This is a genomic window from Bacillus sp. 22446 (assembly GCF_052044955.1).
GTDB classification, from domain to species: Bacteria; Bacillota; Bacilli; order Bacillales; family Bacillaceae; genus Bacillus; species Bacillus altitudinis.
This window is the reverse complement of sequence record NZ_JBQEOD010000002.1, coordinates 437,638-450,194: the sequence shown is the minus strand read 5'-3', so window position 1 is coordinate 450,194 and position 12,557 is coordinate 437,638. Positions and strand designations below refer to the sequence as shown.

The window sequence follows — 12,557 nt, the reverse complement described above, 5'->3', positions numbered from 1 at the left end:
TAAAAATAGACTGCCCTACTCCCTATTCAACTGAAACCGAAATCTATCATAACACGAAAAAAAATCGCTTAGTAGACTAGACTTTTTGTTTTATTTTTTGTAGGCATCGCACTGTAAATCTTCTGACACTTCTGTTATTTCCACTTCAACACCTAATTCTTTCAGCACCGCTTCAAGCGCAGAGACGATCGAGGCTTCTCTTACTAACTCTTTCCCGTTTACAGAAACGCTTGTTCCATATTCGAAACAGGAGTCATCTTCACAAGTTTGTTCCCAATGATTAATTTTAATTTTGTGTGTCATGAACTCATCCTTTTCTGTCTAGATGTCTGATGCATGTTTATAGTGTAGCGACTTCACATTCATTTGTAAATTTACGTGCTTACTCTTCATCAAAGTCTTCACTATCACCATCATCTTCATCCCATTCATCTATGTATTTTGTCGTAATGAGCGTCAGCTCTCCTTCTTTTTCATCAAACCGGTATACATGTACTTCATCATCTTTTACAACAGCAATGTGATTATTTTTTAGCGCAACAGATGATGGTAAAAGACCATCAACATGGCTCCCATCATGCTCACCAGAATGGTTATGCCAACTTTCTTGTCTCGTTTCGATGTTCGAGATGGCGCATGCTCCAAATAAGACAACGATTCCAATCAAAAGAAGGATCACTCGAATCCTTCTCAATTCAAGCTCTGCATTTTCCATATAAATCCCCTCACCTTTTAAATGTCCAATAAGGATTTATACGCAACTTGGACAGAAAAGTTTCATGGCATGCAAAATAGCCCCTCTGCACTGACAAAAAACGTAGCGGGTTTCGGCCGGTTTATTCGCAGTTGCATGGGGCTATTGGTGAAAACGGGTGTTTATTCTAATTCAAGATTTACATTTTTTTGAGGTGCAAATGTTGAAATCGCATGTTTATAAATAAGCTGCTGCTTCCCTTCTGTCTCAAGCAGCACCGTGAAATTGTCAAATCCCTTTACTTGACCGCGAAGCTGAAAGCCATTCAGTAAAAATACTGTGACAAATGTATTGTCTTTGCGGATCTGATTCAAAAATTGGTCCTGAATATTAATCGGTTTCATGTTTCGTCCTCCTTGATTCTGATAACTACAGTTTCGCTTTAAGTCCAAGCTTTCCTGCTATATATGCGAAAATTTCCTCTTTTTTGTCCGAAAAGTGGCAAGGTGGTGTCATATCAAACCAGGTGACATCCATTTTATTACGGAACCACGTAAACTGACGCTTCGCATATCTGCGGGAATTTTGTTTTAATTGCTGGATGGCTTCATCAAGTGAGCAGTTGCCTTGAAAATAGGCATACAACTCTTTATAACCAATCGCTTGAACAGACTGACAATCTTTCAAACCAGATTGATAAAGTGCGCTCACTTCTTCAATTAAGCCTTCATCTAACATCATATCAATTCTTTGATGAATGCGCTCGTACAAAAGCTCTCGGTCCATTTTCAGCCCAATGAAGGCAGTATCATAAAGAGGAACTTCTTGATGCCCGTTTTGCATATCAGACATTTTCTGACCTGTTGTATGGATGATTTCAAGCGCCCTGATCACGCGGCGGACGTTATTCGGATGAATCGCTTTTGCAGCGTCAGGATCGGCTTCTTTTAGCTTTTCATACAGTTTGATCGGTCCATGCTGCTGCTTAAACAGCGTCATCTCTTCTCTAAAAGCAGGATCACTTTTCTCATCAGTAAACGTGTAATCATATAAAACAGACTGAATATATAGCCCAGTTCCACCAACAATCATGGGCGTATTCCCTCTCGCAGCTATCTCTTTGATTTTTAAGCGGACAAGCTGCTGAAATTCAGCTGTAGAAAACGATTCATCCGGTTGTTTAATATCGATTAAATGGTGCGGTACGCCATTCATTTCTTCAGGGGTGATTTTCGCTGTGCCAATATCCATTCCTTTATAGATCTGCATGGAATCCCCGCTGATAATTTCTCCATTAAATGCTTTCGCTATATCAATGCTCAGCTTTGTTTTTCCGACAGCCGTCGGACCTACTAATACAATCACTGGTTGTTTTTTCATAACATCACTCTCTTTTACAAACTGCCTACAGTATAGCATAACTTCTCTTTCTCTCCTATATCCTCCCGTCACCAGCCAAGCGGTTCATTCCCGACCACTTCATATGTCTTTCCTTTTAAACGGTGCTTATGCGTTGGCCTTTCTTCATCTGGACTGTAAACGACTCCCCCGTATGGAATCGGGACAGAATCGGTATAGGCAGAAAACGTGACTTCCTCAATTTCATGATAGTGCGTCCCGTCCACTCTTGGGATAGCAGGTCCAGTGACGCCATAATATCTATGAAAATGCCCTCTTTCAAATGACGTGATCCCCCGGTAATAATGAGTATGTCTGTCGGTACTGCTTCCATTCACAGGCTGAGAAATACCTTCTATTAAATGATAATGTTCTTCTGTTACATCCGTTCGCGCTTTATAAGCATGAGCATGAGGTGGACATTTAGCCCAATCAGACGGATACAGGCCCATTTTTTACATTCCTCCTTATTTTAGGCATTCACCCAAACACATGTGGGCCATTCGAATACACTGATGTCAGTTACAGTGATTTTATGTGAAAGGAGTCTTTTTTTATGAATTATTTTGACGCACCGTTTGTTCAAGATGAGATGAGAAGACCTTTTGGATTTGGACGCCCTGGATTTGGTTTTGGAAGACCTGGGTTTGGTTTTGGGCGCCCTGGTTTTGGCTATGGAAGACCTGGATTTTTTGGACCGCCATTTTTAGGTGGTTTTGCTGGAGGGCTTTTAGCTGGGTCGCTTCTTGCTCCAGGATATGGCTATGGTTATCCTTATCCACCGCCATACCCGCCTTATGGACCATACCCTTATTATTGAATATGACGATTTAGTGAAAACATCCTCTTATAAAATGAATCGATTGACACATTTGTTTTTCATAGGTTAACATTTACTTTACCGACCGTTCAGTAAAGTAGGTGTTTTTTTTATGTCTAAAACGAAAAAAGAACAAATTTTTGAGGCAGCAGCTCACACCATTCTAAAAGAAGGATTGAGTCAGCTCACCCTTCAGCAGGTGGCAGAACATGCAAATATGACCAAAGCTGGGCTACTGTATCATTTTTCGAGCAAGGAAGACCTGATCCAGCAAATGAATGAGCATGCGGTTGCCTCTTTTCGTCAGCAGCTTGACACGTATCAGGAAACATACAAAAACGAAAAGGCGCCCTATGTACGTGCCTATATATTGGCCACATTAAATGATCTTGATAGACAAAACACCACACAGCTATGTACAAGTATGCTGGCAACCATGTCATTTGATGAAGCGTTATTAAATCCTTGGCGTCATTTTTATGCGGAATTTAAAGAAAAAGCAGCCGAGGAAATCAATGACCCTGCACTTAGCCAATTGATCCGTCTTGCCTGTGATGGCATATGGTTTTCAGAAATGTTTCAGCTTGAACCATTGAATCGAGAGGAAAAAACCCTTTTACTTCATCGGATTTTACACATTTTAGAGGAGGGATGATGATGATCCTCGGATATCTTTTTTTGGCTATCGCCATTTTTTCAGAAGCGATTGGGGCAGCGATGCTGAAACTATCAAATGGTTTCACACGCTTTAAACCTAGCGCTGTCGTTGTCGCTGGCTATACACTTGCTTTTTACATGCTGTCATTGACCCTAAATATCATTCCACTTAGCATGTCTTACGCCACATGGTCTGGGGTAGGTACCGTCCTCACGGCTTTTTTTGGCGTGCTCTTTTTCAAAGAAACCTTGAACCGTCAAGCACTTATTGGAATGGCAATGCTTGTTTCAGGGGTCGTACTATTAAATATGTCTTAAAGGATGTGAAGTGATATGAAAGGAATGCTTTATTTAACAGGAGCCATTTTGACAGAGGTTTTTGGCAGTACGATGCTGAAGCTTTCGCAAGGTTTTACACAGGTGCTGCCGAGTATGGGGGTGCTGATCGGATTTGGATGCGCCTTTACCTTTCTCAGTTTGGCACTCAAAACAATTGAGCTGTCATCTGCATATGCCACTTGGTCTGGGGTCGGTACAGCACTTACTGCTCTAGTGGGCCTCGTGCTATTTAACGAAACCATTCATATGAAAGGATTCGTTGGTCTTGCACTTGTCATATGCGGCGTCATTGTCTTAAATCAATCCAAAAAACAAAAGGAAGAAAAGAAAGAACCATTCGATCAAACCGAATGGACGTCATAAAAAAAGTCATTTTCTCCATTAATCAAGAGAAAATGACTTTTTTATCTTAATAACCAGCTTTGATGGTTTCTTCTAAGGAAATATGGACATTCCCTTGCACAGCTCTAGAGATCATACATGAGCTTTCAGCTTTATGTGCAAGCTTACGAGCTCGTTCTATGTCCTGTGCTGTAGCCGACTCTTTGAGAATGATGACAGGACGATGAATGATTTTCTCATATGTAAACACACCGTTTGTCACATCGACAACTGCCTCAGAGCTCATCGATAAATCCTCTTTCTCTAATTGACTCCGCTCCATCATGGCTGCAAGTGTAATGATATAACATGTGGCCGCTGCACCTAGGAGCATCTCATCTGGATTTGTTCCAATACCCGGTCCATCCATTTCTTTTGGAATGGAAATCTCCGTCTTTAACTGTTCACATTCGATTGTCCCCACATCGTTACGCAGACCAGGCCAGCTTGCCTGAAGATGAAAATGATGACGCGCCATATCTGTCTCTCCTTTTGTTATCACTTTTTATAGTGTAACAAGAATTCACGCTGCTTGTCTTAACATGTGCACCATTTTTATGTATATTCCTCATCAAGCACTGTCCGAATCGCCCTGACATACCGGTAGAACGTCTCGTTTTTTGTGCTGGACCGCCGCCGAAAGTCAAAACTGTCAAATAAAGCTTCACGCTGACTTCTACTAATCTCTAGCTGTACACTTTGCCCTGTTTTTGTAAGATTATTAATATTATGATTGCTTGTTCCGCTCAGGGTTGCGTGTGCGACAGCCAGTTCAGCAGAAAATCCATTCCGCTCTAATGAGTTCACAATTTTCTCTGCACGATCATAGTCTGTTCCGCCAACAAGGGTGTGGTCAATTCCCGGCTCCCCTTTATAACCATGAACAGCTAAGACATAATCATGTGCTTTTGCCTGTGCGACTCCGATTGGTTCATCGAAGTTTGTACTTGTAATATGAAGTTCTGATGCATTTTCTCTCAAACCTTCAAATAAGTACGTAGAAAAATCGTTATCAAAAAAATGGACAATCTCACTAACGCCGCCTTCGATTCTCCCGCCATGAGGCGACATCACTAGAAGACGGCTGCCGGGCACTGGATTGGATGTAATTTGATAATGATCTGTTGATTCATTCTCTTCCAGTTCTTTAAAATTGCGATACATATCATTTGAACCGCTTTCGTCTTCTCCACCTGATGACACTGGCTCATCATGTTCCTGTGCTTGCATGGTATAATAGACGCCCCATCCGATGACAAGCAGGAGAAGCAAAGCAAAAAACTTCTTCATTCCCGTTCTCCTTTAACAGATTTCTAAGCCGTTTCTATGATTAATATTGAATCATCATTTCTTTTCATTTTTTCCACATTTTCTCTTCAAATTTGATCATAACACTCTAGATCATGAGATTCCTCAAAAATAAGATAATTGCATTTATATACACAGAAACGCCTCTCCTGATTGAAAACAGAGTTAGAATAGTATGACAAACAAATGAAGTTATGTTTAAAATGACCTAGTCCTACCCAGTCTGTTTTCTTTAATTCGTCTTTTTTTTATGCGAATTTGATTTTTTTATCTGGAATGAATCACATTTGTATGAGCATTGACCCTGTCTAGAACCCCCCTTTTTTCTGCAGAATCCTCTGTTTTACTGGTTCTCTAAGAAGAACTCTCCCACCTATCATCGGCAGTTTTGATATGATTTCCACCTTTTTCTATTATTTTACAAAATGTAAGCGCTTTTCTTTTTAAAGGGAATGAGTCAGCCGCCAATATGAACAAAAGAAGGGACAAGAATCCGAACAAAGATGCTGTCACGTTCATAACGTAAGAGTGTACGAGAATGGATAGCTAGAATGGAGGGCATCACATGTTTGGATTTTCCATGGTACAAATGGTCAGAACACATGCTAGTAAATTGGATCAGCCTTTAAGAGAGACCGTCCTTCACCTCTATAAGCCTTTTAAGTGGACGCCTTGTTTTCTTCATCGTTTTTTTGAAGGAAGGTTAAAGAAGAGCAAGAAGCTTCGGGTCATCATTGAATTTAAAGAAGATGCAGTCGAAGCAGGTATTCAAAGCACAAAGCAGCTAATGAAAAAAAGCAGAAAAACAAACATCAAAAAACATTTTTCACATATTAACTGCTGCGCAGCTGATCTTACCCCTGCGGCTTTAGAGGAACTCTTAGCAAATGGGGAGCATATTCGCAAAATATATTTAGACAGACAGGTACATGCACTGCTGGATGTGGCGACACAATCAAGTCATGCGGATGAAGTCGTTCGAAATGGCACAACCTTAACCGGTGAAGGCATTACGGTTGCGGTCGTTGACACAGGCGTATACCCACATGAGGACTTAGATGGAAGAATTCGCGACTTTGTAGATTTAGTCAAACAAAAAACGAAACCTTATGATGATAACGGTCATGGAACGCATTGCGCTGGGGATGTGGCTGGAGACGGAGCTGCCTCAGACGGCTTATACAAAGGACCCGCTCCAAAAGCCAATATCATTGGGGTAAAAGTGTTAAATAAACAAGGCGCTGGATCACTTTCGACTATTATAGAAGGTGTTGAGTGGTGCATACAGTTCAACGAAGACCATCCTGATGACCCAATTCACATCATCAGTATGTCACTAGGCGGCGATGCACAGCGTTATGATGACGAACAAGACGATCCGATGGTGCGCGCTGTTAATGCAGCATGGGATCAAGGGATTGTCGTATGCGTTGCTGCTGGGAACTCCGGTCCTAACAGTCAAACGATCGCAAGCCCTGCCGTGAGTCAAAAAGTCATTACAGTCGGAGCCTATGATGATCGAAATACGCCAGAATCAAGTGACGATGTCGTGGCACCATTTTCGAGCAGAGGTCCAACGGTCTACGGTGAAACAAAGCCCGACCTCCTCGCACCAGGAGTCAATATCGTCTCTCTTAGATCACCAAGATCATTCCTAGATAAACTAGATAAATCAAGTAGAGTCGATGATGATTATACGACATTATCTGGCACTTCGATGGCGACACCCATTTGTGCCGGTATCTGCGCACTATTATTAGAGCATTCACCAGATTTAACACCTGATGAAGTCAAAGCCTTATTAAAAGAAAATACAAGCAAGTGGTCTGGAGAGGACCCAATGATTTACGGAGCAGGTGCCATCGACGCAGAAAAAGCAATCCAAGAATAAATAAAAAAGCCCTTTACGTTTTTCGTAAAGGGTGTTGTTTTGTCTGTTTTTATGTGTGAAGTCTTTCTTCTACTTGAGCAGCTGACATGTTATGCTTCGTTCTCATACATCTCATCTCCTTTTTGAATGTGCGTACGCGCTTCGATCACAATTTCAAAAAAAGTGGAAGATTCCTTGTACATGTCGCGTTCCTTATAATAATTAGCCGCATCAAGTGCCAATTCCTCTAAATCAGCAAACATTTTTTTGTTTCGTAGTCCCAAAAGGGCTGATCTCAATTGTTCAGAGCTGTCTGTTTCTATATAGAGTGCCTGTAAAAATTGGAATTTCAATTGATAAATTTCATCTCCCAATATAGAGGCCTGATTCATGCCTTCCTTTATAGCCTCACTCGCTCGCTCCATATCTTCGAGTTTAAAACAAGTAAGAGCCAGTGAAAACAATGATTTGATCATCGTTGCAGCTTGATCTTTTTGATAAAGTGAAATGGCTTGTTCAAAGAAGACAGTCGCTGTATGATAGGTTCCCATACTATAATGACAAGTTCCTAAGTTATTAAGGGCCATCGCCTTAAAATAAGATGTGCATTCTTTTCTTTCCATTGCTTCACACACTTTTAAAGCTTTTTCTAAATACGGGAGCGCTTTTTGATGCTGATTTACATCAATCCAATTACCTGCCATCACAAAATCGCATTGAATGCTTCTTTTTCCATAAAGCTGATGTTTCTTATAGATGTCTCTCGCTTTTTTCGCATAATGCATAGAAAAATAGGTTTGTTTCATATGATAGTATACTTCAGCAATTTTATAATAAAATTCCGCTTTTTCGATCTCATCTGTCACTAAGATCAGCTGATGTTCCGCATGCTTATAATAGGAAATGGCTTCGATATACCGGTGCTGGGTAAATGCATACATTCCATGGAAAAAATGAAAGTAATAGCCCAATAAACCCGTCATCTCATCTTCTGCCTCTTCAATTTCTTTTGGAAAAGAGACCGCTTGAAGCGATTCATTCCCTGCATGGACTGGCGTTAAGTGCTGAAGCATCATTTGATGGCGAAAATCCATGAGAGAATAATAAAGTAATAAATCTTGATCTTCTTCCATCTCATGAATGTCTTCTTCAACAAGGCGCTTCATATCGTTTGCCTGATCAACTTCAAATTTGCAAATATGTGTGTACCATTGATTGATTTTTACACCTACTTCGGAAGATGGTATTTTGTGTGCCATCCACTTCAGCCCCATTCTATCATATCAAACTGATAACTATTATTTTACATAATTTATGATTTTAAGGCAAATTGTCATTTATTTCATATTTTATGTTGATTTTGCACATTTCTATCTTTTTTACCAAGTTTAAAGAGAGTACTTTTGCCCATCAAAACCCTTTTTCTACGAAGAAGGGTCGAATTCTCTAAGCACTTCTTTTAAACCACTGACATAGCGACTAAATGCTTTTTTCTTTCCTTTTCTCGTATCAAAGTTGTCAAAAAAGGCTTTTCTCTGCGCCGTACTAATTTCTAACTGGACACTTTCGCCACTGGCATTTTGATTATTAATGTTGTTTGGATCCGTTCCAGAGAGGCGCTCGCCTTTTTGCACGAGCTCTGCGGAGAAGCCCCGGTCTTTTAGTTCTCGCACAACCGCTTCTTGCATTTTTTCGTTTGTCCCGCCCACAAGTGTATGTCTTCTATCACTTTTATAGCCGTGGATTGATATAGAAAAGGGATATGTTTTAATCATTTGAACCAAAATCGGTTCATCGAATTTTGTACTAGTGATATGCAAGTCACGATTGTTATCTTGTTTTGTCCCTTCAAATAAATACGTAGAGTACTTCTTTTCAAATGCTTCTACAATTTCACTTGTTCCTGGTTCAATTTCGCCGCCGTGAGGAGAAAAGACAAGTAAGTCACTTCCCCCTTTTTCATGAAACTCTATCTCATAGCCGTCTCTTTCATGCCGTATAAGCTGTTTAAAACTTTCATATTGATCCCCTTTTTTTCGCTCTTTCTTATACTTTTCTACTTCTTCATGATGTTGTTTTTGCTCTTTATTTTCTTGGATAGAATGGCTGCATTTCACCATTAAAAGAGCACACAGGATGAGAAAGATGAATCCACATATGAGTAGTCTTTTCATTTCACCGCTCCTTTTCATTCTCTTCGATGTCATCTTATCGCATTATTTTACTATCAATCGCTAAAAGAATTCAAAGAATGTCCGGCTCCTTTTCATGAATCAGGAGAACTTACCTGTTTTTTTATGTTGCCCTAGGTATTTTGGGCTTCTTTAAAACGGTTCATGTGCAAGTAAAAACTAAATCCTATGACCTCATTTTAGTTTTAGTCAAAAACACCTACAAAATTGGGAATTTTCATCTTTTTTCAAATAAAAAAGCTGTAAACAAAAGGAATATCTCCTTCTGTTTACAGCCAGTCTCTGTATATCCAGCATTAAACTCTTAATTCATTCTCTAATGCTGTCAGCACTTCATCTTGCGACATGCCTTGTGCCAGTGAAATTTCGCTCACTAACATGCCCCGTGCATCTTCAAGCATCTTCTTTTCACTAGAATTTAAGGCTTTTTTCTGATTACGTCTCATCAGATCTTTGACAACGTCTGCGCCATCTTCAATCGAACCTGTTTTTAGCTTTTTCAGATTTTCATCATATCTTTGCTTCCAAGTAAGCGTGTCGTCGTTTGTTTCTTCTGCAAAATTGTTCATCACAACTTTCAGCGTAGCTTGATCAGCTACCGGACGTATACCTAGTTGATTGATTCTGCCTTTTGGGACCATCATCTGCATATTCGGCATTTGAATCAGAAAATATTCCTGCGTCTTACCTAAAATCTCTTTTTCTTCCATTCCTTCAATCACACCGGCTCCATGCATTGGATAAACAATTTTATCACCTATTTGAAACAAATCCGCCACCTCCGAAAGTATTCACAATATCATTATAACACATTTCAGCAGAGGATAAAAATTTATATTTTATCATGTTAATTTAGCACTAGTCAATTCTTTTTATTTGAGTTTTTAAAGAATTAGCCTTTTTTTACAAAAGGAGCGCCACCATCCAGTCCTCGTACACCTTTCTTGCATATACTAGCATTGAGTCACATTTAGGAGGGATGACAATGTGCAAATGCAAGAGCAAACATTCCCACTCAAAATGCTATAAAAAGCATGACGATCATCACCATATTGAGCCGTGTGAAAAAAAGATGTCTTATCATAAAAAAGATGATTGGTTTGAGAGCGATTTTTGGGATACGTCAAGAAGCTACGATCCCCATTATTTTCCTAAAAGTGTCTGTAGCAGATGTAAGAAGCGTCGCAGAAAAAGACATAGCTTCTCATTTTAGTGCTTGACGCTGCACCTGCTTTTGTTTTCCCGGCTGAAAAGCCGGTTTTTTTGTTGCATGTCGTTCTTTTCTTTCATATGGATAGGCTCATGAAACAGGTGCAGTTCATAAGATATGGCAACCTGAAAAAAAGGATGAGATACAAAATGAATAATATGAATAACCAAACCAACCATTACCATCAAGGAAATCCCTATCACACGTTTGAAAATGTGTATACAGCCAATCATGAGCATATGATCGCACCAAACATGCATGACCATATGAATATGCCAAATCATTATCATACCGGTAAAAAAGATGCTTATAGCGGACACCACCCGCATCATCATTCAGCCTATTCTCCTTTTACGAAGCAGTATGATCCCTATTCAAATGTACAGATGAACGATCACCATCACTTCGGTCACTACGGCGGTTATGGTATGGCTCCCCACCAGCCATACGGCTATCATGATATGCAAATGATGATGCCGGCAAATCATCATATGACAGGAAATGCTTACGGAATGAACCAACCAAATGCATTCCTACCCCGTTATTACTAAAAAACAAGAAAAATAAGGGTATAAAATACCATTTAATGACATATAGGAATATGGTAACCTTATAGGTAAATAATGGATGTAATCATCTATTATTTACCTATAATCAACCAAGGGGGAAGGAAGAAATGAAGAAAACATGGACAATCATTATGATGGGGATGCTGACATTGGTCATAGCACTCTCAGTACCGCTAGCCGCATCAGCTGAAGGGGCTAAAACAGAGGAAAGCAAAGCTTCAACGAATGCAAGGCCAGCTGCACTTTATGCAAAAATCACAGGAGCAAGTAAACAGGAATGGTCTTTTTCTGACATTGACCTGACTTACCGTCCAAATTCTGTTCTAAGTATTGGTGCAGTTGAATTTACTTTACCAGCAGGTTTTCAAGCCACAACAAAGGATATTATCAACGGAAAAGCTTTAAAAGACAGTTACATTTTGAACAATGGAAAAACTGTTCGCATTCCAGCTCGTTTCGATTTATTCGGAAGTTCCCAATATACATTACAACTTTCTCATAAAGTACTTCCTGCTGCAGGTACATATACGTTCCGCGCAGAAAATCGTGCGATCAGCATCGGTTCCACATTTTATGCAGAGGATACGATTGATATTAATAAACGGCCAGTTGTCGTCACACCGCCAAATCCTTGCGGATGCTAAACAAAAAAGCGCTCTTAGAGCGCTTTTTCTCATTTATCACAACTATTGCCGCTGTGCTTACTGCACTTTATATAATTGTTACACCATATCTCATGATGGACTGTCATCATTTAGTTGGCAAACCCATATATGGCGTTTTTTATTGTTATTTTTGCTCTTTTAGTTTTTTAAAAATCACAAATTGATATACGCCAAATAGTAAGGTTAGGATCATCATTGCGGTAAATAGTTGATCGACTGGAAGCAAAAAATATACGACAAAAAAAGATAAAAGCAAAACAAAGTAACCTATATTGAACGCTTTTTTGAATGTCATCATATTCCCTCCTTTTTACAATCATATCACGCTTCACCTAATCGTATAACCAAATAACAAAAACCCCTATCCATTTGAGGAAAGGGGTTATCCTTACAACATGACAGCGGATGTTTATCTTCACATCACAACAACACGAAACAGACTATCGGATTGAAA

General features: G+C 39.7%; 18 protein-coding genes. 7 read left to right on the top strand and 11 right to left on the bottom strand.

All coding sequences use genetic code 11. From position 1 onward, the window contains the following. Positions 1-90 precede the first annotated feature (90 nt). From ACTJJD_RS06505 to ACTJJD_RS06485, 5 genes are all read right to left on the bottom strand, one after another. The gene (locus ACTJJD_RS06505) at positions 91-303 is read right to left on the bottom strand and encodes a hypothetical protein (protein WP_003212415.1); all 213 of its coding nucleotides are present in this window, start codon (positions 301-303) and stop codon (positions 91-93) included. 79 nt (positions 304-382) lie between these two features. Continuing rightward, positions 383-715 carry a YmzC family protein gene (locus ACTJJD_RS06500; protein ID WP_017367288.1) on the bottom strand — a complete coding sequence of 111 codons (333 nt, stop codon included), beginning with the start codon at positions 713-715 and terminating at the stop codon, positions 383-385. 161 nt (positions 716-876) lie between these two features. Continuing rightward, positions 877-1,098, bottom strand: a complete 222-nt coding sequence (gene hfq / locus ACTJJD_RS06495) for an RNA chaperone Hfq (protein ID WP_003211269.1) — start codon at positions 1,096-1,098, stop codon at positions 877-879. 25 nt (positions 1,099-1,123) lie between these two features. Then, positions 1,124-2,074: a tRNA (adenosine(37)-N6)-dimethylallyltransferase MiaA gene (gene miaA, locus ACTJJD_RS06490; RefSeq protein WP_017367287.1), complete on the bottom strand. Its 951-nt coding sequence runs from the start codon at positions 2,072-2,074 to the stop codon at positions 1,124-1,126. A 68-nt stretch (positions 2,075-2,142) separates the two neighbouring features. Then, positions 2,143-2,544: a YmaF family protein gene (locus tag ACTJJD_RS06485; protein WP_007499437.1), complete on the bottom strand. Its 402-nt coding sequence runs from the start codon at positions 2,542-2,544 to the stop codon at positions 2,143-2,145. Positions 2,545-2,648: 104 nt separating this feature from the next. Here ACTJJD_RS06485 and ACTJJD_RS06480 point away from each other — a divergent pair, with 104 nt between their 5' ends. The 4 genes from ACTJJD_RS06480 (at position 2,649) to erbB (ending at position 4,271) form a co-directional block, all read left to right on the top strand. Further along, positions 2,649-2,912 (top strand): hypothetical protein, encoded by a 264-nt coding sequence (locus ACTJJD_RS06480; RefSeq protein ID WP_017359036.1) that lies wholly within the window; start codon positions 2,649-2,651, stop codon positions 2,910-2,912. Positions 2,913-3,024: 112 nt separating this feature from the next. Next, positions 3,025-3,567, top strand: a complete 543-nt coding sequence (locus ACTJJD_RS06475; RefSeq protein ID WP_008344015.1) for a TetR/AcrR family transcriptional regulator — start codon at positions 3,025-3,027, stop codon at positions 3,565-3,567. Positions 3,568-3,569: 2 nt separating this feature from the next. After that, positions 3,570-3,887, top strand: a complete 318-nt coding sequence (gene erbA, locus ACTJJD_RS06470; RefSeq protein WP_017367286.1) for an SMR family multidrug efflux transporter EbrA — start codon at positions 3,570-3,572, stop codon at positions 3,885-3,887. 15 nt (positions 3,888-3,902) lie between these two features. Further along, a complete protein-coding gene (erbB, locus tag ACTJJD_RS06465) occupies positions 3,903-4,271 on the top strand; it encodes an SMR family multidrug efflux transporter EbrB (protein WP_212360300.1) in 369 nt (122 codons plus the stop codon). Positions 4,272-4,317: 46 nt separating this feature from the next. On the opposite strand, the gene ACTJJD_RS06460 is transcribed toward erbB, so the two are convergent. After that, positions 4,318-4,767, bottom strand: a complete 450-nt coding sequence (locus ACTJJD_RS06460) for an OsmC family protein (RefSeq protein WP_017367284.1) — start codon at positions 4,765-4,767, stop codon at positions 4,318-4,320. Between the two features lie 77 nt (positions 4,768-4,844). Then, positions 4,845-5,579: a poly-gamma-glutamate hydrolase family protein gene (locus ACTJJD_RS06455; protein ID WP_039166578.1), complete on the bottom strand. Its 735-nt coding sequence runs from the start codon at positions 5,577-5,579 to the stop codon at positions 4,845-4,847. Between the two features lie 583 nt (positions 5,580-6,162). Between ACTJJD_RS06455 and ACTJJD_RS06450 the strand changes: the two genes are divergently transcribed. Continuing rightward, complete coding sequence (locus ACTJJD_RS06450; RefSeq protein WP_056704767.1) at positions 6,163-7,488, top strand: S8 family peptidase; 1,326 nt, start codon at positions 6,163-6,165, stop codon at positions 7,486-7,488. Between the two features lie 89 nt (positions 7,489-7,577). Here the strand turns inward: ACTJJD_RS06450 and ACTJJD_RS06445 are convergent, their stop codons facing one another. The 3 genes from ACTJJD_RS06445 to ACTJJD_RS06435 form a co-directional block, all read right to left on the bottom strand. Next, positions 7,578-8,726, bottom strand: coding sequence for a Rap family tetratricopeptide repeat protein (locus ACTJJD_RS06445; protein ID WP_056704766.1), 1,149 nt, complete (start codon positions 8,724-8,726; stop codon positions 7,578-7,580). A 165-nt stretch (positions 8,727-8,891) separates the two neighbouring features. Beyond that, a complete protein-coding gene (locus ACTJJD_RS06440; RefSeq protein ID WP_056704764.1) occupies positions 8,892-9,641 on the bottom strand; it encodes a poly-gamma-glutamate hydrolase family protein in 750 nt (249 codons plus the stop codon). A 314-nt stretch (positions 9,642-9,955) separates the two neighbouring features. Continuing rightward, on the bottom strand, positions 9,956-10,429 hold the full coding sequence (locus ACTJJD_RS06435) for a CarD family transcriptional regulator (RefSeq protein WP_007499456.1): 474 nt from the start codon (positions 10,427-10,429) through the stop codon (positions 9,956-9,958). Positions 10,430-11,018: 589 nt separating this feature from the next. Here ACTJJD_RS06435 and ACTJJD_RS06430 point away from each other — a divergent pair. Then, positions 11,019-11,420, top strand: coding sequence for a hypothetical protein (locus tag ACTJJD_RS06430; RefSeq protein WP_008344023.1), 402 nt, complete (start codon positions 11,019-11,021; stop codon positions 11,418-11,420). A 125-nt stretch (positions 11,421-11,545) separates the two neighbouring features. Next, entirely contained in the window at positions 11,546-12,082 is a 537-nt protein-coding gene (gene bslA / locus ACTJJD_RS06425; RefSeq protein ID WP_072367239.1) for a biofilm surface layer hydrophobin BslA, read from the top strand. Between the two features lie 145 nt (positions 12,083-12,227). On the opposite strand, the gene ACTJJD_RS06420 is transcribed toward bslA, so the two are convergent. Beyond that, positions 12,228-12,401 carry a hypothetical protein gene (locus ACTJJD_RS06420; protein WP_158082758.1) on the bottom strand — a complete coding sequence of 58 codons (174 nt, stop codon included), beginning with the start codon at positions 12,399-12,401 and terminating at the stop codon, positions 12,228-12,230. Positions 12,402-12,557 lie beyond the last annotated feature (156 nt).

What these genes read in the sequence shown, in the direction of transcription:
- ACTJJD_RS06505 (WP_003212415.1), bottom strand. Translation starts at nt 303, where the DNA reads ATGACACACAAAATTAAAATTAATCATTGGGAACAAACTTGTGAAGAT.
- ACTJJD_RS06500 (WP_017367288.1), bottom strand. Translation starts at nt 715, where the DNA reads ATGGAAAATGCAGAGCTTGAATTGAGAAGGATTCGAGTGATCCTTCTT.
- hfq (WP_003211269.1), bottom strand. Translation starts at nt 1,098, where the DNA reads ATGAAACCGATTAATATTCAGGACCAATTTTTGAATCAGATCCGCAAA.
- miaA (WP_017367287.1), bottom strand. Translation starts at nt 2,074, where the DNA reads ATGAAAAAACAACCAGTGATTGTATTAGTAGGTCCGACGGCTGTCGGA.
- ACTJJD_RS06485 (WP_007499437.1), bottom strand. Translation starts at nt 2,544, where the DNA reads ATGGGCCTGTATCCGTCTGATTGGGCTAAATGTCCACCTCATGCTCAT.
- ACTJJD_RS06480 (WP_017359036.1), top strand. Translation starts at nt 2,649, where the DNA reads ATGAATTATTTTGACGCACCGTTTGTTCAAGATGAGATGAGAAGACCT.
- ACTJJD_RS06475 (WP_008344015.1), top strand. Translation starts at nt 3,025, where the DNA reads ATGTCTAAAACGAAAAAAGAACAAATTTTTGAGGCAGCAGCTCACACC.
- erbA (WP_017367286.1), top strand. Translation starts at nt 3,570, where the DNA reads ATGATCCTCGGATATCTTTTTTTGGCTATCGCCATTTTTTCAGAAGCG.
- erbB (WP_212360300.1), top strand. Translation starts at nt 3,903, where the DNA reads ATGAAAGGAATGCTTTATTTAACAGGAGCCATTTTGACAGAGGTTTTT.
- ACTJJD_RS06460 (WP_017367284.1), bottom strand. Translation starts at nt 4,767, where the DNA reads ATGGCGCGTCATCATTTTCATCTTCAGGCAAGCTGGCCTGGTCTGCGT.
- ACTJJD_RS06455 (WP_039166578.1), bottom strand. Translation starts at nt 5,579, where the DNA reads ATGAAGAAGTTTTTTGCTTTGCTTCTCCTGCTTGTCATCGGATGGGGC.
- ACTJJD_RS06450 (WP_056704767.1), top strand. Translation starts at nt 6,163, where the DNA reads ATGTTTGGATTTTCCATGGTACAAATGGTCAGAACACATGCTAGTAAA.
- ACTJJD_RS06445 (WP_056704766.1), bottom strand. Translation starts at nt 8,726, where the DNA reads ATGGCACACAAAATACCATCTTCCGAAGTAGGTGTAAAAATCAATCAA.
- ACTJJD_RS06440 (WP_056704764.1), bottom strand. Translation starts at nt 9,641, where the DNA reads ATGAAAAGACTACTCATATGTGGATTCATCTTTCTCATCCTGTGTGCT.
- ACTJJD_RS06430 (WP_008344023.1), top strand. Translation starts at nt 11,019, where the DNA reads ATGAATAATATGAATAACCAAACCAACCATTACCATCAAGGAAATCCC.
- bslA (WP_072367239.1), top strand. Translation starts at nt 11,546, where the DNA reads ATGAAGAAAACATGGACAATCATTATGATGGGGATGCTGACATTGGTC.
- ACTJJD_RS06420 (WP_158082758.1), bottom strand. Translation starts at nt 12,401, where the DNA reads ATGATGACATTCAAAAAAGCGTTCAATATAGGTTACTTTGTTTTGCTT.